Here is a 26,536-nt window from a genome sequence, read left to right as displayed (position 1 = left end):
TATTGCCTGTTATAAGGTAAAGCGATTAGCGAGTTTAATGCTATTTGAAATATCATGAGAAATCACATTAAATATCTTATAGTTACCATCAATTAACAGTAAATGATAAATAGCGGTAAACTCAGCAAAACATTGTTGGTTTTCATCAAAAAAATACCAATCTACACTGACCATAATCACAGAATCACTAATGATTTGGTAGCCAAGGTTTTTGGTAATAATCTTAGCGGTATTTTCTGTTTTTAATTGCAAGAAAATATCACTTAAGGCCTGCTCCCTACTTTGTTCACACTTTATAAAAACAAGGTTGTCAGGTGTATTTAGTGTGCAAGGAATAAAGTAGTGCTTTGCAAATGCTTTTAATTGATAATTTTTCAATGCATCAATATAAGTGTTAAATGTTTGCTGCAATATATTTTCTATCATTAATTTTTATATCTAATTACTTTTTCTTGACAAAAAAAAGCCCTCAATTGAGGGCTTTAAAAACACTGATTATTTGATGCTTAATAATTCAACATCAAATACTAACGTTGCGTATGGAGGGATAGCACCCTGTGAGCCACGCTCACCGTACGCAAGGTTATAAGGAATAGTTAAACGATATTTTGAACCTTCAGTCATTAATTGTAATGCTTCAGTCCAACCTGCAATAACGCCTTTAACAGGAAACTCTGCTGGCTGACCACGTTCAACTGAGCTATCAAAAACGTCACCGTTAGTGAACGTACCGTGATAATGAACACTTACCGTGCTATCTGCTGTTGGTTTTTCGCCATCACCTTCTACGATAACTTCAAATTGCAAACCAGACTCAGTTACCGTAACTTCATCACGCTTAGCATTTTCTACTAAATAAGCTTCACCTTCAGCGGCTGCTTCTTTAGCCATTGCTTGCTCTTTCTCTTGTAGTTTTTGTGATACAACAGAAAAAGCTTCACTTAGTGCTTCTTCAGAAACTTGGCTAACAGCATTAGCTAAAGCATCTGCAATACCAGCTTGTACTGCGGCAACGTCAAAATCTTTAAAAGGATTATTACGTAATTGATCACCTAATTGACGACCTACTCCGTAACTTACACGTTGTTCAATGCTTTCAAATTTATTATCAGACATAATTACTCTATTCATTAGTTAATAGTTTAAAAAATTGTCGCGATTCTAGCATAAATGTTCAGCAGTCTGTAGTAGGAAAAACAGTTTATTTCAACTAACTCGGTTTAAGCCAAATACTGTGTTATTGCACTTCAGTGATTTATTATGAGTAGAGACTTAAAACTCATTTAGCCATCTATACATCTACATTGACAAAGCAACATATACTTCTATAATGATTGCTCGAAAAATAATAACAATAAAAACTTATCATCATGGTTTATCACGATACCTTCCTTTGGAGATCTACATGTCGTTAACGACTCAATCACCTGAAAGCACTATTTCGGGAAGTTTATTAGCCCTATTACCTTTTGCCGTATTCTTATGTTTATTTTTAGGCACAGGAATAGTGCTTACTTTACAAGGGGTAGATTTTGCTTTTTATCAACTGCCTGCCAGTATTGCGATAATCCCCGCTATTTTTGTCGCTATATATCTTGGAAAACGTGTCAGTAAAAGTACCATTGAAGAACAGGTTAGTCAGTTTATTAAAGGCGCAGGCCATAGCAACATCATTACCATGTGTGTGATCTATTTACTTGCAGGCGCTTTTGCTGTTGTTGCGAAAGCAACAGGAAGTGTTGATGCGAGTGTACAACTTGGATTAGCTGTGTTCCCTGATTACTTGCTGCTTCCAGGTTTATTTATTGTTGCCGCTTTTTTATCTACCGCCATGGGAACATCCATGGGAACTATTGCAGCTATAGCCCCTGTTGCTTTAGGTCTTATTGAGTCAACTCAACTCGACGGTGCTGTTGTCGCAGGTTGTTTAATCTCTGGCGCTATTTTTGGTGATAATTTATCCATTATCTCAGACACGACTATAGCATCTACACGCAGTCAAGGTGCACACATGAAAGACAAATTTCGTGTGAATTTTAAGTTTGCAGTACCAGCGGCGATCATTTGCTTAATCATTTTCATTATTATTGGCGAAAGTGCTCCTTATCAAGTTGATTCAGAAGCTGCACTTGTTGGGCTTTTGCCTTACGTCGTTATTTTAGTGCTTGCCTTACTTGGTGTGAATGTTTTTGTTGTACTGACTCTTGGCATCATTCTAGCTGCTGGAATAGGTATGCTTTCTAATGGATACCAAGTTACTGTATGGATAAACGATATCAATAAAGGGTTTGCAAATATGCAAGATATCTTTATTTTATCGTTATTTATTGGGGGGTTAAGTGAGTTAGTTAAAAACCAAGGGGGGTTAGCGGCATTAACTAAGTCAATTGAGCAACGCTCACAAAAAATTAGTCCTAACAATAAAAAACGTGCCGCTGGTATAGGTATTGCTGGCCTTGCCTTTATTTGTAATTTCTTTACCGCAAATAATACCGTATCAATCATTGTTACTGGTGAAACAGCAAAGAAATTAAGTCAAGATGGAGATTTAACGCCTGCACAATCTGCGAGTTTACTTGATATTTTCGCCTGTATTAACCAAGGTTTATTGCCCTATGGCGCACAAGCATTATTGCTTGGTGCAACATTAAATATTTCACCATTAACCGTTGCTATGCATGCCATTTACCCGATTATTTTATTCTTTATTGCTGGTTTTGCTTTTTGGCGAATGACCAAATAACTGACTTACACTTATTTAAGCAGCCAATCATATCAATGAAGTAACTTATGCGAGCAAGAGGTTACTTCAAAACGTTTAGTCGTTATACTTATCTCATGAAGTTATATTTCTCACCACACACTTTTCACACAATTGCTAAACATATAGCAAATTTTCGTTGGCGATTATTGCTATGGAGTGCAGCCCTGCTTAGTTTTTTTGTCATAATACAAACACAAATTACCAGTTCGACGCCTGATCTTTTAATACTCGTCAGCTTACTTATTTTATTTTCTGGATTACAAGCCCTCGTGATAGGGGCATTTATATTTTTCTTTTTGCATTTGCCTTCAAAGAATCAAGCACGAAAAGAAGTTAATACCAATAAACAAGCAAGCTATTGGCTTAAATTTTACCAAACCATTGAATGGTGTGAAGCAACATTGTTCTTTGTATTATTGCCTTTACCTTGTTTAACCTTTGTTTACGCCGTTTATGTTGTGTTATAAATTAACTGAATATTGTCGTAAAGTGACAAGCAACTAACCTTATATATGTCGTTGTTTTTGAGCATACATTCCCATACAAAAAAATGAGATAAAGACTACAGGCACAATATATGGTGTAGGAATTTTTGCGAGCTGCGCTGCTAATAAGCTCGTTAACCAAACCGTTAATAAACCATAACCAAATGCACACACTAAAACGAACACTATAGTTCGTACTAAAAAGTGTTGCTTAACCACTAAAGATTTCACCGCTTTATTAATTTCATTACCAAATAGTACTAATAAAGTCGCAATAATCGCTAACGCTGTTTGATATTGATAAGGTCTGAACCACTGACCTATATCAGTCAAAAACTCCATAATTACAACAGGCATTACACATCAATACCATGTTGTTTTAACAAGGTAAGCATTTCTTCCTCAGTTAGCACTTTAACACCAAGATCTTGTGCTTTAGTTAACTTTGACCCGGCCTTTTCACCCGCAACTAAATAATGAGTTTTCTTAGAAACACTTCCTGATACTTTTGCCCCTAGTAATTGCAAAGCGGCCTTCGCTTCATTCCTTCCCATTTGACTAAGTGTTCCTGTTAACACAAAGGTTTGTTCTTCAAGGGGCAAACTGCCTGCTTCTTTCGCGACAATTTCTGGCCAACTCATGATATCAGCAAGTTGTTCTACAATAGTTAAATTGTGTGACTCTTTAAAGAAGTTAACAATATTCTTCGCGACAATAACACCTACATCATCAACTTGTTGCAAGGTTTCAGAGTCAGCCGCTTTGAGTGAATCTAGCGTTAAAAAGTGCTGTGCTAAGTTTGCAGCAGTAGCTTCCCCTACTTCTCTAATACCTAAACCATAAATAAATTTAGCTAAGGTCGTTTCTTTTGCTTGTATTAAACCATTCACTAAATTCTGCGCTGATTTTTTCCCCATACGCTCCATAGTACTAATTTGTATTTCAGTTAAGCTAAATAAATCAACGGGTGTAGAAATAAGCTTTTCATCAACTAACTGTTCAACGAGCTTGTCGCCTAAACCATCGACATCATGGGCTTTACGAGAAGCAAAATGTTTAATCGCTTCTTTTCGCTGCGCTCCACAAAAAAGACCCGCGGTACAACGTAATACGGCTTCACCTTCTGCTTTGGCAACTTTTGAATCGCATACTGGGCAAGTTGCAGGAAACACAATGTTAGTTGCATTTTCAGCACGTTTATCTAATACAACGCTCACAATTTGTGGGATTACATCGCCAGCACGACGAATAATCACCGTATCAGACACCTTTAACCCTAAGCGATTAATCTCATCTTGGTTATGTAATGTTGCATTAGATACAGTAACACCACCAACAAACACTGGTTTTAAACGCGCAACGGGGGTTATAGCACCTGTACGACCCACTTGAAACTCAACACCTTCGACAACGGTTAATTCCTCCTGTGCAGGAAATTTAAACGCTATCGCCCATCTTGGAGCGCGTGCAACAAACCCTAATTTTTTCTGTAAAGCGATGTCATCAACTTTTAAAACGGTTCCATCAATTTCATAACTTAACTGTTCACGCTTTGTTAAAATGTCTTGATAAAATGCTTCGCAATCATGTTCACTCGCTAACAGCCTTACTTCTGGACACATAGGTAACCCTAGTGCCTTAATTTGGCATAAACGCTGGTAATGAGAATTTGAAAAATATTGGGCTAACACGTCAGTAGATTGCTCTGTATCGGTAATAGACTCTCCAACAAAGCCTAAACCATAAGCGTAAAACGCTAAGTTACGCTTTGCAGTCACTTTAGAATCTAATTGTCTTAGGCTGCCAGCGGCAGCATTTCTTGGGTTAGCAAACACCTTTTCATTTCGCTTTTTAGCCTGTTCATTCAACTGTTCAAAACTGGCTTTAGGCATAAACACCTCACCACGCACTTCAACAATCTCAGGGTAGTCTTTCCCTAAAACACCTTGTAACTTCAATGGAATCGATTTAATCGTGCGAATATTTTGAGTGATATTTTCACCGACACTGCCATCACCGCGAGTTGCTGCTTGAACAAACATTCCTTTTTCGTAACGTAAACTCACCGCTAAACCATCAAGTTTAGGCTCAGCGCAAAAAGATAATGATTTACTGGTTAGCAATCGATCTTTATTACGTTTAACAAAGGCGTTGAAATCAGCTAAATCAAAAACATTATCCAGTGATAACATCGGTAACTGGTGAGTAACTTGGCTAAAAGACTTTAACGCTTGCCCGCCTACTTTTTGGCTAGGCGAATCAATAGATTTTAATTCAGGGTGCTTTGCTTCGATGGCGATTAGTTCATTCATTAATCGATCATATTCTGCATCGGGAACAGTCGGCTCATCAAGTACATAATACTGATGATTATATTGATTAATAAGTTGGTGCAATTCATGTACGCGTGATTGTGGCATAGTCGTCATAGCAGTATCTTGAGAGAGTGAATAATTATTATGTCCCTAATATAGCGATTTCATTAGGGGGATGAAAATAAGGCTACTGCATCAGTAGCCTTAAAAATATAAGTAAAATTAAGCGTTATTCTGCTAAAGCAATTCGGCTTTTGCGATCAAACTCTCTTATTCTGCTCATATAATGTTGCTCTGTTTGTTTAGTCATCACATTACGCTTATCATCTAACAGTTGTGCATTAAACTCTTGCGCTAACTGCTTCGCCGCAGACAACATGTGCTCAAAAACACTAAATGGATCGCCCGCATTTGGTAAGGTCATAAATAAACTAACCCCTTGAGTAGCAAATGTTTCCATGCTATCTAAATCAAATGAACCAGGGTTAAGCATGTTCGCTAAACTAAAAGTAACAGCACCATTACCTGCGTTGTCTTGATGACGATGAAATATATTCATCTCGCCATATTTCATTCCCAAGGTTAGTAATGATGGCAGTAACGCTGCACCAAACATTTGCTGACCTTGCGGCATGACAACCGACAGTATAATAACCTGTGGCTCAAGTGCTTCGGTTGCAGAAGAACGCTCTGAAGCCGAAAAACTTGGCATATCATCTTCTGTCGCTAATTCGTCACCAAAATTAATTTCCATTTGATTACGCTTTAATGCTGACTTTGATTTTGCAGTCGTTTTTCTTGAGGGTTTCTTTATTTGCATTTCAGGTTTAGCCTGAGTGACTGGCTCTTGATATACAGGCTCTGCCTTTTCAACTTGGGTTATATCATCGCCTAACTCATCATTGCTATACGGTTTAACAGAGCTCTCTTGCGCAAACAAATCATCACGTGAAATACGTTCAGTTTTATCAATACTATCAATGCTTTCGTTATTTACTTGCTGATTTTCTTGTAATGAAACTTGCGCTTCCCGCATGCTACTCAAATATTCTTCTTTGACAACATCCACGTCAGACACTTCAGAGACTTGCTGTTCTGATTTTACAGAATCGAGATCCGCTTTGTTAATCGCTTGAGCTATATTTTGAGTGCTCGTTAAATTAACAGATGATTTATCAGTATTTTCATCCGACTCTGGTTTTAAGACTTTAACCTGACCGACGCCATCTTGATCAAAACCAGAACCATCAAAACTTCTGTCTATTGGATCAATTTTTTGTTTGCTTGTTTTTAATTTGTAGGGGTTTTTCTGTTTTCTTATTGTCCACAATCCATGAACAAAAATAGCCCCGATAACAATGCCGCTGAGAATAATTAATGCGTTTCTGAAATTGTCTTCCATTGCTTAAGCCTGTTTACTCAATGTGATGATCTATTGCTTTGGGTATGACCAAATATATTAGCAAGTAACTTTATCAGAATCCTTGGCATTTTGTAACAAGTTAGTACTGTAAAAAGTTGTAACACAGTTTTATACTCCCTGATGTATTTTCAATAGCTTAGCGTAAAAACAACCATGACATCGCCTACACATCGTCAAACGAATATTCAACCTCAAACTTTCGCTCAAAGCGGAGCCGGTTACTTTATAAAAGGTTTTGAATTAATTAGAAAAAAAGGCATACGTCGATTTGTCTTCATACCACTAGCTATTAACATTATTTTATTTAGTGTCGCTTTTTATTTTATGTTCATTCAACTTGAGCACTATATGATAAGCCTTATGGATTGGTTACCTTCATGGTTAGACTGGCTAGATGTCGTATTATGGCCTTTGGCCGTAGTAACTGTATTAGTTTTATTTTCGTTTATTTTTAGCACCGCGGCTAATTGGCTAGCGGCTCCTTTCAATGGATTATTGTCAGAAAAAATAGAGGGAATTTTATCTAACCAAGGTGTTCCTCAAGGTAATGCTATAGACGTTATTAAAGATATTCCTCGAACACTAGGACGAGAATGGCAAAAACTAGCGTATTATTTACCTCGCGCGATTGGTTTTTTTATTCTCCTGTGGGTTTTACCGGTAATTGGCCAAGTCATTTGGTTTTTATTTATTTCATGGATGATGGCAATACAATATAAAGATTACCCTTTTGATAATCACAAGATCCCTTTTGCTCAAATGAAAAATGCTTTAAAACAAAAGCAAGGCTTGAGTTATAGTTTTGGTATGACTGTCGCTGTTTTTTCTATGATTCCAATTATTAATTTGGTCGTTATGCCTGTTGCAATATGTGGAGCAACGGCAATGTGGGTAGATCATTATAAAAAAGACATTTATTAAACAGGTGAAAATAGGTATTAAAATATCATGCCCGTGCATACTAATTTTTTATTGTACAATTATTTTTTAAAAACTAATCAAACCGCTGAACTATCAGACAATTGTTGAGTTTTTCTCATGCGATTGTCGCCATGCCGCCAAAAAGCATGTATATTAAAATAACTAGTAGATGAACTTTAAAGGAAATGGCTAAAATGAAATCAAAACAAGGTGTTAAATGCCAGGCCAACTTAGGTAAAAAAATATCTCACTTATCAATATTACCAATCGTTTGTGCATTAACGATTTCAACTGTTTCACAAGCAAATACTGTTGATGAATCTAGCTTACTTCAATTACCTGAAAAGTATAATTTACAAGAAACAGTACCAGAGCAGCCAGAAAAGCCTGAAGAAGCTAAACCAGAACAAACCAAAGTAGACATACCTAAAATCACTGATGTCGAGGAAGTTAATGTCCCTAAAGTTGCACTAAGTGCTCCAATAACAGAGCCCGAAGAAAGCACTGAACTTAGCAACGTTGGAGATCCTATCCCACTTCATCGTGATTATGAAAACAATTACATTCCAGTGATCGATAATGCCAAAGTTTTCGCCAACTTAACCGTAGAATTACCTGCAGTTCTTAACTTTTTTACCCTTTACAGTGAAGAGGAAGTGATTGCTTTTTATCAGCAAAGTTATGGTGAAGCATTATCACAAGAGCGCAAACGTGGTCGACTAACATTGCATTATCAACAAAATGCTCAAAAAATGCGTGTGGTTATTTCTCAACAAGGTAATCAGCGACAAGTCGATGTATTAGTCGAAGCAAACGAAGAATAGCTGATACTTTAAGGTTCATGCTTTTTTATAAGCAGCTTAATGTCTGAGTTAGCTGCTTATATTATCCCCTAGCCCATACCGAAATTTCAAACGGTATTATCATGCTTCCATTACCAAGCATTAAAGCGTTTACCAGTGAAGGCTTTATCTTCACGCCTATTAGTGAGCAACATCAAGCCTTAATTATATCCCTCTATACCAACAAAAAAGCCATGCATTTTATTGAGCCAGTTCAAAGTGCACAAAGCGCATTGAAAATACATCAGTCCTTTGTTAAGAAAAACAATAACACTCACTCAGGCTTTTACACTTGGGCTGTTCAAGCAAATCAATCATACAAAACATGTACAGAGGTTAAAACAAAGAATAATGACGATATCGGCTTTGTCGTTTTATATACAAAAATAGGTAAAAATACATTACCCTTGCCTGAAATTGGCATCATGCTAAAACCGCATATAAGTGGAAATGGTATTGCTACACAAGTATTAAGCGCGTTAATTATGCAGGTTTTTCAATTGATACCTTGTGATGCTATCAATATCCGTTTTCATCAAAAGCATACCGCAATGCAAAGAATAAGTGAAAAACTTGGGTTTATTTATGATGAGCTACAACAAAATCAAGAAAGAAAGTTCATCTATGATGAGATGCGAATTGAAACGATAGAAAAAAGTAAAATTGTTTATTAAAGCGCAATAAAACATCAAAATAATCACTAGACTTAACCCGTGAGATCAGCAACAATCTAAGTGTAATTAATGCATTTTTTACCCTAATCATTTTACTTGCACGGAAGGTTATCATGACAAATCAGCAAACCAGTAATATCATCGAATTATTATCACAATTAGCCAGTGACGCTTCTCTAAACGATACAAAATTAATACTAGCGCAAATTGAGCAAGCTGATATCAACGATACGCTTAAAGCATTAATTGCCAGTAAAAACGTACAATCTTTATCAGATGTTCTTGAATTAAATACTTTAATCAAATGTAATATTATTCGCACACCTGATGAAGATGACGATGACGATGAACAAGAGCAACCAGATAGCACCGAAGAAAAAAGTTTAGCTGTCAGCTAGTCAGTAATTTTTTAAATTAAGTGGCATGATATGTTGTGCCACTATGTTCAATGTAATTTTTTCGCTAATTTAACGTTAACCTTTATCCTGAGTTTTTATGCCCCTCTGGCAATTACACACTGTAACCTCCTATTCAATAATAAGTACTAGCAGTTTAACTGCATCTATACTGTCTACTTTTTTTGTAAAAAAACATCTTAAAATTAGCGCTTTGTTAATCTTAATGCTTGTTTTTACGTCAAAAACACACGCTCAACTATTCGTGAGTACAAACCAAGCTGAAAGTATAGAGTCTGGTAATATCTACAGTTCAAACATTGATTTTGTTAATTCGTCATTTGATGATTTATTACAACAAGCCGATGATAAGCGAAGTAGTCATAATCAATTGTCAGTCAATATAATTAGTTACCTGCACAGTAAAGCTAATCAGTTATCTAAACAGCAAAAAGAATACCTCACTTATTTACGTGCCTACCAATTTACATTTAGTGCAAATTATCAAGCAGCTATCCCGTTATTTAAGCAATTAATAAAAACGAGTCAACAACCACAATTAAGACTTAGAGCCCATGAAACATTAATCACTGTTTTTTCAATTACACAACAGTGGGAACAAGGCTTGTTGCACATTCAAAAACTCATTGATTTAATCAACAATGCCGATGATAAAAAACTAGCACAAGGTGCTTTAATCACTGTTACAGCTTTTTTTAATCAACTTGGTCAATATCAAGAGGCACTTCATTATTTAGAACAAGTCAAACAAAGTGACATTACTGATATACGAGATACTTGTTTCATTCATCAACAATATGCGCTAGTAAATTTACGGTTGTTGTTAACAAAGTCTGAACAAGTAGGCATTTTAAATACTGAAACATTAATAGAGCACATAAGTAAAAGTATTAGTTTTTGTCATCAAGCAAATGAACCCTTGATAACAAACCTTTTACGTAGCTATTTAGCCGAATTAGATTTATTTAATCAACAAGCTGAACGAGCACTAACATTATTATTGCCTAATATAGATGAGGTTATTACAACTAACTTTCCTACATTAATTAACCTTACTTATAACTTAATTGCAAAAGCGTATTGGCAACAAGGGGATATTGCTAATACTGAAAAATATATTACTTTAGCGCAAAAGAAACTACCACGACTAGCAGATACTCAGCAAAGCATTATTACCTATAAATTATTATCACAACTTGCTGAGAGACAAGGTAGGTTTGAGCAGGCTTTTCAATACCACCGACTTTACAGTAAAGTAAAACAAAAGGTTGCTGATGAAGAACAAGCGAAACAATTAGCTTTTCAATTAGCAAAACAAAGTGACTACCAAAGAAAAGAAGAAATAAAGCGCATTAGCCAACAAAACAGTATATTTTCAAGCACGCAACATTTAACTCAGCAACAAGAAGGTAATCATTTATTACTGATTATTTTATTAATTGTGCTGTTAATCACCTTATTTTTTTGGGGCTACAAATCTTGGCTTACTCAACAAAAACTAAAATTATTAACTGAATACGATTATTTAACACAGGTAAATACTCGCGCTCAATTTATTGTACAAGGACAACAAGCTTTAGAGCAGTGCCAAGCTGTTCAAAAACCTGTAAGTTGTATCATGTTTGATTTAGACCATTTTAAAAGCATAAATGATAAATTTGGTCACATTGCTGGTGATACCGTATTACAACAAGTCAGTTTAACATGTAAGCATATCTGCAGGCCGAACGACTTTATAGGAAGAATTGGTGGTGAAGAATTTGCTATTCTTTTGCCCGAATGTACTTTACTGGTAGCTGAAGATATTGCAAATAGATGCTTAACTGCCGTTGCAAGTATAAGTTTTGCAGAAATCGGGATAAACACAGCTGTTACCGCAAGTTTTGGCGTAAGCGGCACTGAACAAGTTGATTATAATTTTACACGGTTATTAGCCGATGCGGATAGTGCAATGTACTCTTCTAAGCATCATGGCAGAAACTGTGTAAACGTTTATAGGTAGTTACTTCATGCATAAAAACTACTTTTTAAATGTTTTAACACAGATGAACACATTTACGATATTGATTACACTATTAAAGAAGCATTTAAAGAGTTTTTTAAACAGCTCAATAATACTTGATACTTCAACAGCAAACCTATTAAGCAAACTGTTGCGTCCCCTTTTAAGTAACGTTTATTTTCAGGTAGCATTACTCTGTTTCTTTTCAGTACCTCAAGTAAATGCACTGGTTACCACTAATAACGTTCAGGTCACTCCAAATAACAAAGTCATTTCTGAACGAGCATTAACTGAGCAAGATATAGATGCAATGCTAAATAAAGCCAATAATTTACGCAGTAGTAACAACCCTGTAAGCAAAAGCTTGCTGGATAAACTAAAAAAACAGGCCTTTTTAACGGTAGAACAAAGACACTATTTAACGTATTTAACGGCTATTCAATGGGGCTTTCAAGGAGATTACCAGCAAGTTGAGCCTCTATTATTATCGCTTATAGAGAGTGACGCTAGTAACACCCTTAAATATCGCGCTACTTACAGCTTAATAAATTTATACACTGAGCAAAAAAGGTGGCGAGATGGTTTAAAGCAACTAGATACGTTATCAAAAATAGACTTTAAAATTACTCGATATTATAAACAATTAGGGTTGATGACCGTAATTGATTTTTATATTAAATTAGAGCAATACGACTTAGCTTACCAATACAGTTTACAGGTTTTGAAAGATAGTATTTCTCCTCGCAATATTTGTATTTCAAAAAAATTACAACTAGAAGTTAAGCTAAAAAGTAATAGTTTGTTATTAAAAGAAGCTGATTTTTTTGAAGGAATTGATGCATGTAAAGATATTAACGAAGCAATATTTTTAGGCTACATTAGACTTTACCAAGCAACAAAATACTTGCAGGGTAAATTAACTAACAAGGCTTTAAATGCTGTTCAACCTTATATAGAAAAAATTAATGCAACAAATTACAACCCACTTATTAGCAGCAGTTATCGACTTCTTGCTGAAGTTTTTTGGCAAAAAAATCAAATTGCCAAAGCAAAAAAATACGCAATTAAAGCAAAAATGCTTTTCAAAGAAAGTAGTTCTTTAAAAGATAGAAAAAAGGTATATAAAATCTTATTTCAAGCAGCGCAACTAGAGGGGAACTTCCACCAAGCGCTTGAGTACCATAAGCTATATGATGCGGTAAACAGTGAATTAATAATTACCACGCAAGAAAAACACCTAACTTTTCAATTAGTACAACATAAAGATATTGAGAATAATAATAAAATTTCGCTATTAAACAAAACCAATATATTTTTAAAAACACAACATGAAATAGCACAAGAAAAAGAACAAACTATTATATTAATTGTTATGATTTTGGTCGGCTTACTGACACTTGGATCTTCTTGGGTATACAATTCTTGGCTAACGCAACAAAAGCTCAAACAACTAGCAAACATTGACCATTTAACAGGCGTTAATAGTCGAGGACATTTTTTTGAGTTAGCCAATATGTTACTTAAAGAACAAAAGATATATCAGCATCCCCTTTCATGTATTATTTTCGATCTAGATCATTTTAAGCAGATTAATGATACCTTTGGCCACGCAATGGGTGATAAGGTACTAAAAGAAGTAGCGAATACTTGTAAAGCGCAATTGCGTCACCAAGATTTACTCGGCCGTTTAGGTGGGGAAGAGTTTGCTATCATTTTGCCTGATTTCGATTTAACCATGGCTGAAGATGTGGCCGAGAAGTGTCGTCGTGCTATTAACTTAATAGATTATGCAGCGCTTGGTTTAAAGAGCCGAATCAGCGCAAGTTTTGGCGTTAGTGATGTAAATATTTCAGGCGAAGATTTAACTGACATACTCGCCGATGCAGATAACGCCATGTACTCATCAAAACAACATGGAAGAAACTGTACCAATACTTATCGTTAATAGTTTAGTTTATGGTTTTTGCATTTGAATAACTACGCGTCGGTTTTTACCTCGACCTAACGTTGTACTATTTGACGATATATGGCGTTTCTCACCATAGCCTTTTGCCTCAATTCGACTCGCATCTATACCATTTTTAACAAAATAATCGCGTATTTTAGCTGCTCGACGTTCCGACAACTTCAAGTTTGACCAACGTCCGCCATAACTATCTGAGTATGCATCAATTAAGACTAACTCAAGCTCAGGATCTAAACTTAAATATTCTCGTATCATATCAATCCGTCTTTGTGACGCTTTAGTGAATTTATCACTACTTGATTGATAATTAAGTACTGTATAAGAAATATCATCAAAACTATAATTGAGTAAATTACCAACACAACCGACAAATTGTTGATAAGCCTTTTTAAAGCGAGCAGTCGATAGACCAACCGATATTTTATCTTGGTCACTGTACCAATCATTATAATAAAATGTTGGGCTCATGCCTTGATCAAGTTCACTCAGCATAGTCCACGCGACTTTTTTAGGCAGGCTTGGATTAAAGTGCTTATGCAGTTGCATATTTGTTAAGCTTCTGCCTCCCTTACCTGGCTGCCATTTTGGCGCGACACTTCTGACTTCGGCTAAAGAGTAGTTATCAGGCAAAAGCATCATATCTAATTCAAACTCCATATTGAGCTTGCGACTTGCTTTAGCTGAAAATTTTGCTTCACCATAATTAGGGATTTGATGCGCTAGAGTACATTGTAAGCGAGAATTGTTAGCAAGCTGCCATTGTGAATTTTCAAGATCAGCTCGGTATTGACGAATACCCGCATTGGCGTCACACGATAGAGCTAGCGAGCAGATGCCTACAGCGATACTGGTAGATAAAAAGCTATTCACAGTGTTTAGAATATTTTTCATAAAGATGACACAATATTAGTTAGCAACTATTATAAAAGCAGCATTTAGGGTTATGTACAATTTATCGCCCTAGAATAAAATAACTTTAGCAGTTTATTACAAATAATTCTTGTTTTATCTAAAGCAGGCTAATAGCCTAAATCAAGTTAATAATCACGGTACATTTTTGCTACGCAATATATACTTTATATACATCGCTATAGTATTTCTTTATTGTGTTTTTATTGTAGCTCGTTTTTATAATGAATATCTGTAATAATTAGCCCTTGCTGTAACCTAATTAAGTTCTACGATTAATCCATGTCTGAAAATAACGATCAAACACAAAATTCAACGTCATCACCAAACGATCCAACTGAAAAGAAACCGCTTTTTTCGAAACGTTTTAGAGGATATTTCCCTGTAGTCATTGATGTTGAAACAGCAGGTTTTAATGCAAAAACAGATGCTTTACTTGAATTAGCAGCTTCTATGTTGTGTCTTGACGAGCAATCAGGTGAGCTTTCTATTGATGAAACCATTCAGTTCAATATCAATCCATTTGAAGGAGCCAATTTAGAGCCTGCAGCATTAGAGTTTACTGGTATTGATCCATCTAACCCTTTAAGAGGGGCCGTTGATGAAAAAGACGCCCTAAAAACGTTATTTAAACTGGTTAGAAAAAAAATGAAATTAGCCGGTTGTCAACGCGCAATTATTGTTGCTCATAATGCTGCCTTTGATTTAGGTTTTTTAAATGAAGCAACAGCAAGATGTGCAATTAAACGAAGCCCATTCCATGCCTTTGTAAGTTTTGATACTACGACACTATCAGGTCTTGCCTTAGGACAAACAGTGCTAGCAAAAGCCTGTGAAGCTGCTGAAATAGATTTTAATAATAGCGAAGCGCACAGTGCCTTGTACGATACAGAAAAAACAGCTGAGCTGTTTTGTCATATAGTCAACAAATGGCAAGCATTAGGTGGTTGGCCATTAGCCATAGAGCCCAGTGAATAAAGATTGTAAATAACCTGTAAAAATAAATCTCAAATATAACTCTGACAGGATATTAAATTAGCAGACACAAAAAAACCGCTTACGCGGTTTTTTTATTCATAGATAACAAACTATATCAATAATTATAATTTGTCAGCATTATCAGTTAAATAAGAAGCAACACCTTCAGGTGACGCTGTCATACCTTTATCGCCTTTGTTCCAACCAGCAGGACATACTTCACCATGCTCTTGATGGAATTGTAAAGCGTCTACCATACGGATCATTTCATCAACGTTACGACCTAATGGTAAATCGTTAACAACTTGGTGACGAACGTTACCTTCTTCATCAATTAAGAAAGAACCACGAAATGCCACGCCCGCTTCTGGGTGCTCTACATCGTATGCTTGACAAATATCATGTTTAACATCAGCAACTAACGTGTATTGTACTTGACCAATACCACCGTCGTTTACCGGTGTGTTTCTCCACGCATTGTGAGAGAACTGAGAATCGATTGAAACACCAATCACTTCAACGCCACGGCTTTTGAACTCTTCAAAACGGTGATCAAATGCTAATAACTCTGAAGGACAAACAAAAGTAAAATCTAATGGGTAGAAGAAAATTACCGCTTTTTTACCTTTAATTGCTTCAGTTAAGTTAAAGCTATCTACAATTTCACCACTACCTAATACTGCTGCTGCAGTAAAATCTGGTGCTGGACGACCAACTAATACGCTCATTCTTTGCTCCATTTTCTTATTGAATAATAAATTATTACTTACGCTTACGCGCGACTATTTATACTTATAGTATGTATTGTGGCAGATATTAAAAATTCAATTACTCTGCTGAACTTTTTTCTGCGGCTTCTTTTACAATAGTTTGTAATTCGCCTTGTTGAAACATTTCCAAAATAATATCGCAACCACCAATCAACTCACCTTCAACCCATAATTGAGGGAACGTAGGCCAATCAGCATACTTTGGTAATTCGGCACGAATATCAGGGTTTTGTAAAATATCAACGTATGCAAATTTTTCTCCACACGAAATAAGTGCTTGAGATGCTTGTGATGAAAAACCACAGCTTGGTAATTTAGGAGAACCCTTCATATATAATAAAACTGAGTTTTCACTAATTTGCTCTTTAATACGTTCAATTGTATCCATGATAACCTCTATAATTAATGCTAATTGTATTGGTTATGGTGACGTAAACTACGTTTTCAACATAACCAATACAATCAGTTGCTAGAATTTAGCAAATTTTTTAAAAATTCTACTTGATAGTTAACTAAGTAATACCTATATAATGGTAATACCTGAGTATTTTACTCAAGTTTTATATAAAACACACCCCTTTCTTACATATGGGTGTGCAATATCTTAGACTAGGAGAGCATAATGACAATCGAATTACCGGCACTACCCTACGAACAAAATGCGTTAGAGCCACATATTTCAGCAGAAACGTTATCTTTTCATTATTCAAAGCATCATAATACTTATGTTGTTAAGCTTAATGGACTTATTAAAGGTACTGAATTTGAAGGGAAATCTTTAGAAGATATCGTAAAAACTTCATCTGCTGGTGTATTTAATAATGCTGCACAAATTTGGAACCACACTTTCTACTGGCATAGCTTAAGCCCTAACGGTGGTGGTGAACCAAGTGGTGATTTATTAGCCGCTATTAATAGCAACTTTGGTAGTTTCGACGAATTCAAAGCTAAATTTACAGACAGTGCAATTAACAACTTTGGCTCAAGCTGGACTTGGTTAGTAAAAAATGCCGATGGTAGTTTAGCTATTGTTAACACATCAAATGCTGCAACACCATTAACTGATGAAGGTGTAACACCGTTAATCACTGTCGATTTATGGGAACACGCTTATTACATTGATTATAGAAACTTACGCCCAAATTATTTAGAGGCTTTTTGGCAACTAGCTAACTGGGATTTTGCAAGTAAGAATTTTGCATAGAGACTAGCGCCATAAAACTCAATTCAAATTAGAATTTAGTTTAGTTAAAACATCGCAATCGATCATTAATCTATTGCGATTTTTTTTATTTTTCAACAATCCAAACTCACCACGTAATTTTCAATACTTTTAACAACTTTTCTCATTTTATCTATATAAATATGATCCCCCCCCTAGAACCCTCTAGGCAATATTCATTAATTAATCAATTGATCTCATGTAACTTTTTTTAGTTAAAGTTACAATTTATTTACCTTTTTTTATTAGCAAAATGAGTTTAAACAACTAACCTTAGAATATGGCAGGTATGTTTATGCCTTGGAATAACAAAGCTCAATATTTAATATTCTTGGCTTAATTTATCTAACTTAGTAAGTGGAATACATTAATTAACTTTCCACTTTTTTGGAGGTAGTTATGAGTATATTTCAACATTATCAAGCGCGTTATGAACAAGCTCAACAGGAAGAGTTTAGCTTGCAAGAGTTTTTAGCTATCTGTAAAGATAATAAACTTGCCTATTCCAGCGCATCTGAACGTTTACTTTCAGCAATTGGCGAGCCTGTACCAGTTGATACCGCAACAGACCCTAGGTTGAGTCGCATTTTTTCTAATCGGGTCATTAATCGTTACCCTGCTTTTGAAGACTTTTATGGTATGGAAGAAGCCATAGAGCAAATTGTTGCCTACCTAAAACATGCTTCTCAGGGTTTAGAAGAACAAAAACAAATTCTCTATTTATTAGGCCCTGTTGGTGGTGGTAAATCATCTTTAGCAGAGAAACTTAAAGCATTAATGCAGCAAGAGCCTATATACGTCCTCAGTGCTAATGGTGAACGAAGCCCTGTAAACGACCACCCTTTTTGCCTTTTTGATGCGCATTCAGACGGTAAAATTTTAAAAGATGAATACAATATTCCTGAGCGCTATCTAAACAATATTATTTCACCTTGGGCCGCTAAGCGACTTCACGAATTTAAAGGTGATATTGCTCAATTTAAAGTGGTTAAAGTATATCCTTCTATTTTAGATCAAATTGCTATTGCAAAAACTGAGCCTGGTGATGATAACAATCAAGATATTTCAGCATTAGTGGGTAAAGTCGATATAAGACAACTAGAACATTATGCGCAAAATGATGCTGATGCTTATAGTTATTCTGGCGCTTTATGTAGAGCAAACCAAGGCTTAATGGAGTTTGTTGAAATGTTTAAAGCACCTATTAAAGTGCTTCATCCATTATTAACCGCAACACAAGAAGGTAATTACAACCCTACTGAAGGCCTATCAGCCCTGCCTTTTAATGGCATTTTATTAGCGCATTCGAATGAGTCAGAATGGCAAACCTTTAGAAATAATAAAAATAATGAAGCGTTTTTAGACCGTGTTTATATTGTCAAAGTACCTTATTGTATGCGTGTCTCTGAAGAAGTTAATATTTATAAAAAGCTACTCGAACACAGTGAATTGAAAAATGCACAATGTGCACCTGATACCCTAGAAACGCTAGCACAGTTCTCAGTGTTATCACGCTTAAAAGAACCTGACAACTCAAGCATTTACTCAAAAATGCGTGTGTATGACGGTGAAACATTAAAAGATACGGATCCAAAAGCAAAATCATTTCAAGAATATAAAGATTACGCAGGTATTGATGAAGGTATGTCAGGCTTATCAACGCGCTTTGCTTTTAAAATATTATCGCGCGTATTCAATTTTGATAGCGGTGAAGTGGCTGCCAACCCTGTTCATCTATTTTATGTACTTGAACAACAAGTTGAACGTGAGCAATTACCTAAAGAAACAACCGATCGATATTTAGAGTTTATTAAAGGGTATTTAACACCGCAGTACATTGAGTTTATAGGTAAAGAAATTCAAACAGCGTATTTAGAGTCTTACTCTGAATACGGTCAAAACATCTTTGATCGATATGTAACTTATGCTGATTTCTGGATTCAAGATCAAGAATATCGTGATACCGAAACAGGACAGTTATTTGATCGCCAATCCTTAAATGAAGAATTAGAAAAAATTGAAAAACCCGCAGGAATAAGTAATCCAAAAGATTTCAGAAATGAAATTGTTAATTTTGTTTTACGTGCCAAAGCAAATAACAACGGCAAAAATCCTGCGTGGACGAGTTATGAAAAACTTCGCACTGTGATTGAAAAGAAAATGTTCTCAAACACTGAAGATTTATTACCTGTTATCTCCTTTAACGCGAAAACCTCTGCTGACGATCAGCAAAAACATGATGATTTTGTTGAACGTATGATGAGTAAAGGCTATACCCAAAAACAAGTTAGATTATTGTCGGAGTGGTATTTACGTGTGAGAAAATCTTCTTAAGCTGTTTCTCTTTCATTGTTTAGACAATGCAGCAGCAAGTTATTCAACAAGGTACTAATACGTTGTTGAATAAAAAAGAGAAAAGGAGAAAATATGGCTAACTTTATTGATAGACGGCTAAACAGTAAAAATAAAAGTACTGTCAACCGTCAGCGTTTTCTACGACGCTATAAAAATCAGATTAAAAAGTCTGTCTCTGATGCAATTAATCAGCGCGGTGTAACTGATATTGAATCTGGCGAAAATATAGTCATTCCAAGGAAGGATTTATCTGAGCCTGTGTTTCATCAAGGTAGCGGCGGTACAAAAGACAGAGTTCACCCCGGCAATGATCAATTTTGCTCTGGCGATAGAATACCAAGACCTCCTAAGCAACAAGGTCAAGGTTCAGGACAAGGTGATGCAAGTGATAGCGGCGAAGGTGAAGATGATTTTACTTTCTCTATCTCTAAAGACGAATATTTAAACCTGCTTTTTGAAGACCTTGAATTGCCCAATTTAGAGAAAAATCAACTTGATAAATTAATAGAATATAAAACCGTTCGTTCTGGTTATTGCGCAGAAGGTGTTCCCTCTAATATTGATATTGTTAAATCTTTACAAGGCTCAATTGCTCGTAGAATAGCAATGACTTCAAGTAAACGAAAAGCGCTTAAAGACTTAGAACAAAAGCTAGCTACCTTACAAAATGATAAGCTTGATCATATCCAAGAAGAACGACAGTTAATACAAGAAATCAAAGAGTTAAAAGGTAAAATAGCTAAAGTACCTTTTATAGATACCTTTGATTTACGCTTTAGAAATTATGCAAAACAAGCGGTTCCGACTTCAAAAGCGGTAATGTTTTGCTTGATGGATGTTTCTGGCTCTATGGATCAAGCAACTAAAGAAATGGCCAAGCGCTTTTATATTTTACTCTATTTATTTCTAAGCAGAACCTATGAAAATATTGATGTGGTTTATATACGCCATCACACTCAAGCAAAAGAAGTAAATGAGCATGACTTCTTCTACTCTCAAGAGACTGGCGGCACTATTGCCTCTAGTGCCTTGGAGTTAATGAATCAAATAATTAATGAGCGTTACAGTGAAAGCCAGTGGAATATCTACGGTGCACAAGCCTCTGATGGTGATAATTGGGCTGACGACTCCCCACGCTGCAAGACGTTGTTAGAACAAAATATCCTGCCAAGAAGTCGGTATTTTAGTTATATTGAAATAACACAACGTGCTCACCAAACGCTTTGGCAACATTATCAACAAGTGGCTGAAGCTAATCCAAACTTTGCGATGCAACATATCAAATCAGTCGATGATATATACCCTGTATTTAGAGAGCTTTTTAAGAAAAACACTCAAAATGCAGCGTAAAAGGAATAGGTGATAATATGGCGACATCAACACATAACAATAGTAATAAACCGGTTGAAAAAAATTCAACGCATAAAAAGACAGCCAGCAGCACCCAGAAAAAAGCTAAAGAAAAGGTTAATAACCGTCCACCTCTCGATGACAGTTCTGATTGGACCTTCGAATCGCTCGACTTATACCAAAAAGAAATAGCCAGAGTTGCAAAACACTACAGATTAGATACTTATACTAACCAAATTGAAGTCATTACCGCAGAACAAATGATGGATGCTTACGCAAGTGTTGGCATGCCAATAGGTTATAGTCACTGGACATTTGGTAAAAAATTCATTCAAACAGAACAAAATTATAAACGAGGTCAAATGGGGCTAGCTTATGAAATTGTCATTAATTCTAGCCCTTGTATTTCATATTTAATGGAGGAAAACACCATGACCATGCAAGCCTTAGTAATGGCACATGCTTGCTATGGTCACAATTCATTTTTTAAGGGAAACTATTTGTTCAAGGCATGGACCGATGCTAGCTCTATTATTGATTATTTACTCTTTGCAAAAAACTATATTGCAGATTGTGAGCTTAAATATGGTATTAGCGAGGTTGAGGCTACGCTTGATGCGTGTCATGCGTTAATGAATCATGGCGTTGACCGATATAAAAGGCCTCAAAAAATATCACTTGATGAAGAGTTAAAGCGCCAAAAGGAAAGAGAAGAATACTTACAATCACAAGTAAACTCGTTATGGAGAACATTACCTAAAGCAGAAAAATCAGACTGTAAAAAGCGCTATAAGTTCCCTACTGAGCCACAAGAAAACATTCTCTATTTTATTGAGAAAAATGCACCGTTGTTAAAACCTTGGCAACGTGAAATAGTGCGTATTGTCCGAAAAATATCACAGTACTTTTATCCTCAAAAACAAACGCAAGTGATGAATGAAGGTTGGGCGTGTTTTTGGCATTACACTATATTAAATCACTTATATGATGAAGGTTTAGTGACTGATAAGTTTATGATCGAGTTTTTACATAGTCACACTAGTGTAGTCGCCCAACCAGAATATAACAGTCGTTATTATTCAGGTATAAACCCATATGCCTTAGGTTTTAATATGTTTATGGATATTCGCCGTATCTGTGAAGAGCCAACTGATGAAGATAAACAATATTTCCCTGAAATAGCGGGCAGTAACTGGTTAGATACCGTTCATTTTGCTATGGAAAATTTTAAAGATGAAAGCTTTATTAGCCAATATTTATCACCTAAGCTCATTAGAGATTTTAAATTATTTCACATACACGACGATAGTGAGAATAACTTTGTTGAAATTGGTGCGATTCATAATGAACAAGGTTATAAAAAAGTAAGAGAAAATTTAGCAAATCAATATAACCTAAGTAATTTAGAGGTTAACATTCAAATTATCGATGCAAATATTGAAGGCGATCGCGCATTAACTTTACGCTATACACCACATAATGATGTGGCTTTAGGTGATTCAAAAAATGAAGTCTTAAAGCACTTACACTTTTTATGGCAGTTTGATGTAAAAATAATTCAAGAAGATAAAGAAGGTGTTGATCAAATCATTGCTAGCTGCCCTGAGCAAAAGAAACAAACCAACTAACACTTCAGTACAATATACATATTAAGATGAGACACATTAATTAAAAAAGCCACTAAATAAACTATTAGGTGGCTTTCTATTATCTGGCTTTCTATTATCTGGACGGATAAATATGACTAATCTTCAGATAACTCTTTAAAGACATCATCTTTTAATTCAGACCATAATTGGCCCGACTCGATACCATATTTTCTTACGGCTAAAACAGATTCGTCAAATCGATTCGCTTTGGCTAAATCAATTAAGTTTTCGTAATAATCACGAGAAATTTTTCGTCCTTTTGGATGGCTAAAGTACAAACTACCTATACGAGAATATAATCCTCGAAAACCATTAAGGATTAATAAATAGATTGAGTTACCAGAAGCGACAACAAGCTCTTTATTTAACTTATAGTCAAACTCGGCAAACGCTTCACCGGTATCTTCTACATTTTTATATTCTTGTAATAGCTCAATTGTTTTTTCAGGATTATTTTTAATGGCACCACGAATATAAATAGCACTGATATTTGTTCGAGCAGAGAGTAAGTTATCAACTAACTCAGGGATACCATCGTGATCTAATTGCGCTAACGTTTCTAAGATATTTAACCCTGACGTTTCCCAAAAATTATTTACTTTTGTAGGTTTACCATGCTGAATGGTTAACCAACCGTCACGCGCCAAGCGTTGTAAAACTTCACGTAAGGTCGTTCTTGTCACCCCTATTAATTCAGAAAGTTCTCGTTCTGCCGGTAAGATTGAGCCCGGTGGAAAGCCACCATTCCAGATTGACTCTACTATATACTGTTCAGCAAACCCAGCAGGGCTTTGAGCTTTTATGACCATGGTCTAGAACTACCTAAATTAAGGAAAAGAAAAATTTAACAACTGATTGTACCAGAACATCAATTTGGTACAAGTCTTGAGTATTAACTGCTTTGATTAATGCCATTTAAATTGAAATTTATCGACAACCTAACACTTTAAAAAGCCTTAATGAATCAGAAGCTTATTGGGTACATATAAATGGTAGTTACAGGCTAAAAGTGGGGATGTTCCGATAGGTAAGCAAGATATAATACTCCAAGTTTTTTTTAAACAAGTGTAATACGATATTATTAATAATTGACCCTTTGAGCATAGGCTAGATTCATACTTTCATTGCTTACTAGATAATAGTCAAATAATGTATTTGAATCATCAAATTTAAAAATAAACCTATACGACTGTAAAGTATTTTCAGCTTCGCGATATATTAATGAATCGCTAACTAAGTAATTACTGATATCATCGATGGTCCGGCCTTTAAGACGAGGAAATAGAATATCTGAAGCAGTAACTAGGTTTTTTTCACATTTTTCATTACCTTTCAACTGAAGCCCAAACTTTAGTTCCCATACAACACCTTCTTCAGACCTTTGATTTTTAACATATTTAAAGAAATCATCTATGAATATTTTTTCTTCAACATCCAAATTAAAATATGCAAGTTGATCAGTAACAGGGGTCAACTGATTTACGGTAGGTTTAATTTCATTAGCAATAAGACCTAGAGTAGCGTTGAGTTTTTGACATAGCTCCAATTTATTTTCTGCATACTTACCAGATAAATAAGTGAATTCAGACTCTACCTTTGATTTTTGAGACATAAACAATGAAGAAAAGGTACGTTTATTCTGGAGAAACTCTTTAATTTTATTTTCATGGGAAGCCCCTCGTGTTGCGCCAAGATATAATAGCGCGCAACCTGATAAGAATACCCCCACTAATAATATACTCTTAAGCACTTCAAGCCCCCCTTTTTTAAAAATCCCATAAACTTAATAACATATTAAAGTTTTATAGGCAATAATAGGTACATTTCTGATAACGACAACCATACGATATACATATTCACGATTTATTTTGACTACTTTAGGAATAGAGGAAAGCTCGACACAACTTTAATTAGGAGTTAATCATCAAGAGGTAAAGCAAAGCTTTACACATTTATCAACATAAACGTCATAATCGATTAAAAATTACAGTTTAAATGGCAGTCGAGTTTCTCCCTAATTTTTGAAGTTGTTTATATTAAAATAAAGTAGATACCTTAGATTTCTAACTTAAGTGACATTAAGAAAAAACTACAGCTAATTAAGTAACCTTGATACTAATTGCAAATTGACAATTAATTCAAATCATACTCATTAGTAATGTATTAATCTATAAATGCCTTGCCCATCAACAGCCACATAGATATAACCATCAGGTCCCTGCTTCACGTTTCGAACACGAGTCAGTTCATCTTTAATAATTTCTTGTTTAATCACTTGGTTGTTTTGCAACGTTAACATAACTACGTAACCAAACTTTAACGAGCTAACTAATACGTTGCCTTGCCAATCAGGGTATTTATCACCTGTTATAAAGTTCATCCCTGAAGGCGCAATAGAAGGATCCCAATACCAAATAGGCTGCTCCATGCCCTTTTTCATAGTAAGTTCAGTAAATTTTGATCCCGAATAGTTAATACCATAACTAATGACGGGCCAACCATAATTTTTACCTTTTTGAATGATGTTAACTTCATCGCCACCTTTAGGACCGTGTTCATTTACCCAGATAGCGCCACTTGCTGGGTGAATAGCCATTCCCTGAGGGTTTCTATGCCCATAAGAATAGATAGCTTTTTTAGCTGCTTCATTATCAACAAAGGGGTTATCAGCAGGTATGCGTCCATCATCATGTAAACGATAAATTTTACCCGCATCGCGACTAATATCTTGAGGATTTTTATCTCTTTGACCTCTATCACCAATAGAGAAATATAAAAAGCCTGACTTATCAAAAGCTAAACGACTACCAAAATGCGAAGATTTGTTACTATACGCTTGCGCAATATATATATCTTCTTGTTCTATTAATGCCATACCTTTTAATTTTGCACGCATAATCGCCGTACTTTTGTTGCCATGCCCATCAGCTTTACTGTAAGAAAAATAAATCCATCCATTTTTTTCATAGTTTGGGTGTATTGCAATATCTAATAAACCACCTTGATTAGCGACTTCAATCTTTGGCAAACCACTAACTTCTTCGCTTATAAGCTTACCTTGTTTAACTAAGCGTAATTTTCCACCTCGCATAGTGATCAGCATATCTTGATTAGGTAACCATGCCATTCCCCACGGAATACCATCAAGTTTAACAACTTGCTTTGCAGAAAGTTGATTATTTGAGTGAGCAATCTCTTGTGGCACTTGGGTTATAACTTGCGCCGTAGCGGATGTAAAAGCGGTTAGTGCAATAGTAAGGAGTAAGATGATTTTTTTCATTGGCGTTTATGAATAATATTTAAGTAAGCTATTTTACATCATAATCAATTCACACGTGATTTAAAACCACAGCAATTTATGTGGCTCTTACAGCACAAGTTCATAACTAAACAGTAGCTGTATTTGTTATAAATCAAACATATTCTTGAAATCAGCCAAATAAATCAGAATCAAACGGTTTGTTGTATCATTTTGTAAATTTTTTGGTAGAATTC

General features: G+C 35.4%; 23 protein-coding genes. 12 read left to right on the top strand and 11 right to left on the bottom strand.

Annotated elements, in window-relative coordinates; all coding sequences use genetic code 11:
• Positions 1–9: 9 nt before the first annotated feature.
• A complete protein-coding gene (locus D1094_RS10550) occupies positions 10–426 on the bottom strand; it encodes a hypothetical protein (RefSeq protein ID WP_118960070.1) in 417 nt (138 codons plus the stop codon).
• A gap of 69 nt (positions 427–495) precedes the next feature.
• Positions 496–1,116 carry an FKBP-type peptidyl-prolyl cis-trans isomerase gene (locus D1094_RS10545; RefSeq protein WP_118960069.1) on the bottom strand — a complete coding sequence of 207 codons (621 nt, stop codon included), beginning with the start codon at positions 1,114–1,116 and terminating at the stop codon, positions 496–498.
• A 289-nt stretch (positions 1,117–1,405) separates the two neighbouring features.
• On the opposite strand from D1094_RS10545, the gene D1094_RS10540 reads away from it, so the two are divergent.
• On the top strand, positions 1,406–2,743 hold the full coding sequence (locus D1094_RS10540; protein WP_118960068.1) for a Na+/H+ antiporter NhaC family protein: 1,338 nt from the start codon (positions 1,406–1,408) through the stop codon (positions 2,741–2,743).
• 527 nt (positions 2,744–3,270) lie between these two features.
• Here D1094_RS10540 and D1094_RS10530 read toward each other — a convergent pair.
• The 3 genes from D1094_RS10530 to zipA form a co-directional block, all read right to left on the bottom strand.
• On the bottom strand, positions 3,271–3,606 hold the full coding sequence (locus tag D1094_RS10530) for a DUF3392 domain-containing protein (RefSeq protein WP_220452544.1): 336 nt from the start codon (positions 3,604–3,606) through the stop codon (positions 3,271–3,273).
• The gene (gene ligA / locus D1094_RS10525; protein ID WP_118960066.1) at positions 3,606–5,678 is read right to left on the bottom strand and encodes an NAD-dependent DNA ligase LigA; all 2,073 of its coding nucleotides are present in this window, start codon (positions 5,676–5,678) and stop codon (positions 3,606–3,608) included. The genes D1094_RS10530 and ligA overlap by 1 nt, the downstream gene beginning before the upstream one ends.
• Positions 5,679–5,793: 115 nt before the next feature.
• On the bottom strand, positions 5,794–6,966 hold the full coding sequence (gene zipA / locus D1094_RS10520) for a cell division protein ZipA (RefSeq protein ID WP_118960065.1): 1,173 nt from the start codon (positions 6,964–6,966) through the stop codon (positions 5,794–5,796).
• Positions 6,967–7,140: 174 nt separating this feature from the next.
• On the opposite strand from zipA, the gene cysZ reads away from it, so the two are divergent.
• The 6 genes from cysZ to D1094_RS10490 all read left to right on the top strand — a co-directional run bounded on the left by cysZ (position 7,141) and on the right by D1094_RS10490 (position 13,787).
• Entirely contained in the window at positions 7,141–7,908 is a 768-nt protein-coding gene (cysZ, locus tag D1094_RS10515; protein WP_118960064.1) for a sulfate transporter CysZ, read from the top strand.
• A 194-nt stretch (positions 7,909–8,102) separates the two neighbouring features.
• Positions 8,103–8,732: a hypothetical protein gene (locus D1094_RS10510; RefSeq protein WP_118960063.1), complete on the top strand. Its 630-nt coding sequence runs from the start codon at positions 8,103–8,105 to the stop codon at positions 8,730–8,732.
• A 101-nt stretch (positions 8,733–8,833) separates the two neighbouring features.
• The gene (locus D1094_RS10505) at positions 8,834–9,424 is read left to right on the top strand and encodes a GNAT family N-acetyltransferase (protein ID WP_118960062.1); all 591 of its coding nucleotides are present in this window, start codon (positions 8,834–8,836) and stop codon (positions 9,422–9,424) included.
• 113 nt (positions 9,425–9,537) lie between these two features.
• Positions 9,538–9,822 (top strand): hypothetical protein, encoded by a 285-nt coding sequence (locus D1094_RS10500; protein WP_118960061.1) that lies wholly within the window; start codon positions 9,538–9,540, stop codon positions 9,820–9,822.
• A gap of 262 nt (positions 9,823–10,084) precedes the next feature.
• Positions 10,085–11,842 carry a GGDEF domain-containing protein gene (locus tag D1094_RS10495; RefSeq protein WP_182440156.1) on the top strand — a complete coding sequence of 586 codons (1,758 nt, stop codon included), beginning with the start codon at positions 10,085–10,087 and terminating at the stop codon, positions 11,840–11,842.
• Positions 11,843–11,993: 151 nt separating this feature from the next.
• The gene (locus D1094_RS10490) at positions 11,994–13,787 is read left to right on the top strand and encodes a GGDEF domain-containing protein (RefSeq protein ID WP_182440155.1); all 1,794 of its coding nucleotides are present in this window, start codon (positions 11,994–11,996) and stop codon (positions 13,785–13,787) included.
• Positions 13,788–13,796: 9 nt separating this feature from the next.
• Here the strand turns inward: D1094_RS10490 and D1094_RS10485 are convergent, their stop codons facing one another.
• The gene (locus D1094_RS10485) at positions 13,797–14,699 is read right to left on the bottom strand and encodes an OmpA family protein (RefSeq protein WP_118960058.1); all 903 of its coding nucleotides are present in this window, start codon (positions 14,697–14,699) and stop codon (positions 13,797–13,799) included.
• Between the two features lie 300 nt (positions 14,700–14,999).
• On the opposite strand from D1094_RS10485, the gene rnt reads away from it, so the two are divergent.
• Positions 15,000–15,695 (top strand): ribonuclease T, encoded by a 696-nt coding sequence (gene rnt, locus D1094_RS10480; protein WP_118960057.1) that lies wholly within the window; start codon positions 15,000–15,002, stop codon positions 15,693–15,695.
• Positions 15,696–15,817: 122 nt separating this feature from the next.
• Here the strand turns inward: rnt and D1094_RS10475 are convergent, their stop codons facing one another.
• Positions 15,818–16,423, bottom strand: a complete 606-nt coding sequence (locus D1094_RS10475; protein WP_118960056.1) for a peroxiredoxin — start codon at positions 16,421–16,423, stop codon at positions 15,818–15,820.
• A gap of 100 nt (positions 16,424–16,523) precedes the next feature.
• The gene (locus tag D1094_RS10470; protein WP_118960055.1) at positions 16,524–16,853 is read right to left on the bottom strand and encodes a Grx4 family monothiol glutaredoxin; all 330 of its coding nucleotides are present in this window, start codon (positions 16,851–16,853) and stop codon (positions 16,524–16,526) included.
• Between the two features lie 234 nt (positions 16,854–17,087).
• Between D1094_RS10470 and D1094_RS10465 the strand changes: the two genes are divergently transcribed.
• The 4 genes from D1094_RS10465 to D1094_RS10450 all read left to right on the top strand — a co-directional run bounded on the left by D1094_RS10465 (position 17,088) and on the right by D1094_RS10450 (position 23,020).
• Positions 17,088–17,669 (top strand): Fe-Mn family superoxide dismutase, encoded by a 582-nt coding sequence (locus D1094_RS10465; RefSeq protein WP_118960054.1) that lies wholly within the window; start codon positions 17,088–17,090, stop codon positions 17,667–17,669.
• 417 nt (positions 17,670–18,086) lie between these two features.
• A complete protein-coding gene (locus D1094_RS10460; protein ID WP_118960053.1) occupies positions 18,087–20,021 on the top strand; it encodes a PrkA family serine protein kinase in 1,935 nt (644 codons plus the stop codon).
• A gap of 93 nt (positions 20,022–20,114) precedes the next feature.
• A complete protein-coding gene (locus D1094_RS10455) occupies positions 20,115–21,392 on the top strand; it encodes a YeaH/YhbH family protein (protein WP_118960052.1) in 1,278 nt (425 codons plus the stop codon).
• Between the two features lie 17 nt (positions 21,393–21,409).
• Positions 21,410–23,020 (top strand): SpoVR family protein, encoded by a 1,611-nt coding sequence (locus D1094_RS10450; RefSeq protein WP_118960051.1) that lies wholly within the window; start codon positions 21,410–21,412, stop codon positions 23,018–23,020.
• 116 nt (positions 23,021–23,136) lie between these two features.
• On the opposite strand, the gene fadR is transcribed toward D1094_RS10450, so the two are convergent.
• The 3 genes from fadR to D1094_RS10435 form a co-directional block, all read right to left on the bottom strand.
• On the bottom strand, positions 23,137–23,850 hold the full coding sequence (fadR, locus tag D1094_RS10445; protein ID WP_118960050.1) for a fatty acid metabolism transcriptional regulator FadR: 714 nt from the start codon (positions 23,848–23,850) through the stop codon (positions 23,137–23,139).
• A gap of 272 nt (positions 23,851–24,122) precedes the next feature.
• On the bottom strand, positions 24,123–24,791 hold the full coding sequence (locus tag D1094_RS10440; RefSeq protein ID WP_147361070.1) for a hypothetical protein: 669 nt from the start codon (positions 24,789–24,791) through the stop codon (positions 24,123–24,125).
• Between the two features lie 402 nt (positions 24,792–25,193).
• Positions 25,194–26,321: a PQQ-dependent sugar dehydrogenase gene (locus D1094_RS10435; protein WP_118960048.1), complete on the bottom strand. Its 1,128-nt coding sequence runs from the start codon at positions 26,319–26,321 to the stop codon at positions 25,194–25,196.
• Between the last annotated feature and the right edge of the window lie 215 nt (positions 26,322–26,536).

Origin of the sequence: Colwellia sp. RSH04, assembly GCF_003545765.1 — a bacterium.
In the GTDB taxonomy this organism is placed as follows: Bacteria; Pseudomonadota; Gammaproteobacteria; order Enterobacterales; family Alteromonadaceae; genus Colwellia.
The sequence above is the reverse complement of the archived record's forward strand: the minus strand, read 5'-3'. Positions and strand labels throughout refer to the sequence as shown.

What these genes read in the sequence shown, in the direction of transcription:
- D1094_RS10550 (WP_118960070.1), bottom strand. Translation starts at nt 426, where the DNA reads ATGATAGAAAATATATTGCAGCAAACATTTAACACTTATATTGATGCA.
- D1094_RS10545 (WP_118960069.1), bottom strand. Translation starts at nt 1,116, where the DNA reads ATGTCTGATAATAAATTTGAAAGCATTGAACAACGTGTAAGTTACGGA.
- D1094_RS10540 (WP_118960068.1), top strand. Translation starts at nt 1,406, where the DNA reads ATGTCGTTAACGACTCAATCACCTGAAAGCACTATTTCGGGAAGTTTA.
- D1094_RS10530 (WP_220452544.1), bottom strand. Translation starts at nt 3,606, where the DNA reads ATGCCTGTTGTAATTATGGAGTTTTTGACTGATATAGGTCAGTGGTTC.
- ligA (WP_118960066.1), bottom strand. Translation starts at nt 5,678, where the DNA reads ATGACGACTATGCCACAATCACGCGTACATGAATTGCACCAACTTATT.
- zipA (WP_118960065.1), bottom strand. Translation starts at nt 6,966, where the DNA reads ATGGAAGACAATTTCAGAAACGCATTAATTATTCTCAGCGGCATTGTT.
- cysZ (WP_118960064.1), top strand. Translation starts at nt 7,141, where the DNA reads ATGACATCGCCTACACATCGTCAAACGAATATTCAACCTCAAACTTTC.
- D1094_RS10510 (WP_118960063.1), top strand. Translation starts at nt 8,103, where the DNA reads ATGAAATCAAAACAAGGTGTTAAATGCCAGGCCAACTTAGGTAAAAAA.
- D1094_RS10505 (WP_118960062.1), top strand. Translation starts at nt 8,834, where the DNA reads ATGCTTCCATTACCAAGCATTAAAGCGTTTACCAGTGAAGGCTTTATC.
- D1094_RS10500 (WP_118960061.1), top strand. Translation starts at nt 9,538, where the DNA reads ATGACAAATCAGCAAACCAGTAATATCATCGAATTATTATCACAATTA.
- D1094_RS10485 (WP_118960058.1), bottom strand. Translation starts at nt 14,699, where the DNA reads ATGAAAAATATTCTAAACACTGTGAATAGCTTTTTATCTACCAGTATC.
- rnt (WP_118960057.1), top strand. Translation starts at nt 15,000, where the DNA reads ATGTCTGAAAATAACGATCAAACACAAAATTCAACGTCATCACCAAAC.
- D1094_RS10475 (WP_118960056.1), bottom strand. Translation starts at nt 16,423, where the DNA reads ATGAGCGTATTAGTTGGTCGTCCAGCACCAGATTTTACTGCAGCAGCA.
- D1094_RS10470 (WP_118960055.1), bottom strand. Translation starts at nt 16,853, where the DNA reads ATGGATACAATTGAACGTATTAAAGAGCAAATTAGTGAAAACTCAGTT.
- D1094_RS10465 (WP_118960054.1), top strand. Translation starts at nt 17,088, where the DNA reads ATGACAATCGAATTACCGGCACTACCCTACGAACAAAATGCGTTAGAG.
- D1094_RS10460 (WP_118960053.1), top strand. Translation starts at nt 18,087, where the DNA reads ATGAGTATATTTCAACATTATCAAGCGCGTTATGAACAAGCTCAACAG.
- D1094_RS10455 (WP_118960052.1), top strand. Translation starts at nt 20,115, where the DNA reads ATGGCTAACTTTATTGATAGACGGCTAAACAGTAAAAATAAAAGTACT.
- D1094_RS10450 (WP_118960051.1), top strand. Translation starts at nt 21,410, where the DNA reads ATGGCGACATCAACACATAACAATAGTAATAAACCGGTTGAAAAAAAT.
- fadR (WP_118960050.1), bottom strand. Translation starts at nt 23,850, where the DNA reads ATGGTCATAAAAGCTCAAAGCCCTGCTGGGTTTGCTGAACAGTATATA.
- D1094_RS10435 (WP_118960048.1), bottom strand. Translation starts at nt 26,321, where the DNA reads ATGAAAAAAATCATCTTACTCCTTACTATTGCACTAACCGCTTTTACA.